Source organism: Treponema sp. R8-4-B8, from assembly GCF_054786175.1.
The window spans coordinates 1-1098 of the sequence record NZ_BDHE01000118.1 but is presented as its reverse complement, the minus strand read 5'-3'; the positions used below and the strand labels follow the sequence as shown (position 1 = coordinate 1098).

Here is a 1098-nt window from a genome sequence, read left to right as displayed (position 1 = left end):
AGATTTCGCCGGAACCGACTTAGCGACAAACATGACGATGCTCGGCGCCGTCTGCGGACTGTTACCGGATTTAGTCGACTTAGATTCTCTATTGGCGGCGGCGGAAGAGCGTTTCAGCGGAAAGTCCAAAATAGTAACCTCCGGCACCACGGCGGCGCTTGACGAGGCCATCAAGAGCAAATATGATAAAGCCTCCGCCTTGGTTGAAAAGAATTTGGCCGCCGTCAAAGAGGCGTTTAGATATACTAAGTTGTGATATGGTTACGTTACCGCTACAACGCAAAGTCCACTTGGTTCCCTACCACTAAAAAACGCTCATCAATATCTTCGTCAACCTTGATAACCGGGGAAATGGGATTATTATTAAAACACTGTTTTGTTTCATCGATGTTAAATTTCGTTATTTTGGACACATTGCCGTCTTTGTCAAAAAAAAGCACAGCCTTAGCGGACATAAACTCTCCGTCGTGGAATGTACAGAAAACAAGCCGCCAACCGTGTCTTTTTATAACAGATTTTATTTCACACATACGTCACCTCTCGTTTATGAATAGTGTGTTCTTAATATCTCGTAAAGAACATTTAGCATTATGCAATCTATTAATTCCGTCTCTTATTAAATCTATCCTTTCACCCCTACTTAACCCGGGTGCAAATCTCGCGGCCCTGATACTTGCTTGAGCCTCTTCCATAGGTTTAGTCGGTTGACTGCGTCCTTTAAGTTCAGCCTCCCTATGCCCGACTACTTCGTGCGCTATGCCTCCTCTTATAGAGATATTATCGTTAGGATGCGTTGATCTTTTAGACAACGGTACTATATCCGTACCTATAACTAATGTTCCAAAAGCGTAGCACGTCGGCGTATCTTGATCGTATAGTACATCTCCCTCCGGCATTCCTAAAGAAACAGCGTATTCTTTAGCTTGATTGAATTGCTCGTCAGTCAACGGTTTTTCGTTGCGCCGACCGCCTGTATCCGCCATATTAAGTATGCAATCTTTACCCACATTATTTAATATACCATTTTCTCCGCCGAGATGTGTATAAGAGACAGGAGATGTTCCCGGTGTGGGCGGGATCGCGCCAACCTATCGTCTG

Annotated in this window: 3 protein-coding genes; 1 reads left to right on the top strand and 2 read right to left on the bottom strand. The window is 44.5% G+C overall.

The features are described from left to right. A partial coding sequence (locus ACYVRA_RS06685; protein WP_461251968.1) for a hypothetical protein occupies positions 1–256 on the top strand: 256 nt, incomplete at its 5' end. Between the two features lie 16 nt (positions 257–272). On the opposite strand, the gene ACYVRA_RS06680 is transcribed toward ACYVRA_RS06685, so the two are convergent. Together ACYVRA_RS06680 and ACYVRA_RS06675 are read right to left on the bottom strand one after the other, a co-directional pair. Then, positions 273–530 (bottom strand): hypothetical protein, encoded by a 258-nt coding sequence (locus ACYVRA_RS06680; RefSeq protein WP_461251967.1) that lies wholly within the window; start codon positions 528–530, stop codon positions 273–275. A gap of 3 nt (positions 531–533) precedes the next feature. Next, the gene (locus tag ACYVRA_RS06675; RefSeq protein WP_461251966.1) at positions 534–947 is read right to left on the bottom strand and encodes a hypothetical protein; all 414 of its coding nucleotides are present in this window, start codon (positions 945–947) and stop codon (positions 534–536) included. Positions 948–1098 lie beyond the last annotated feature (151 nt).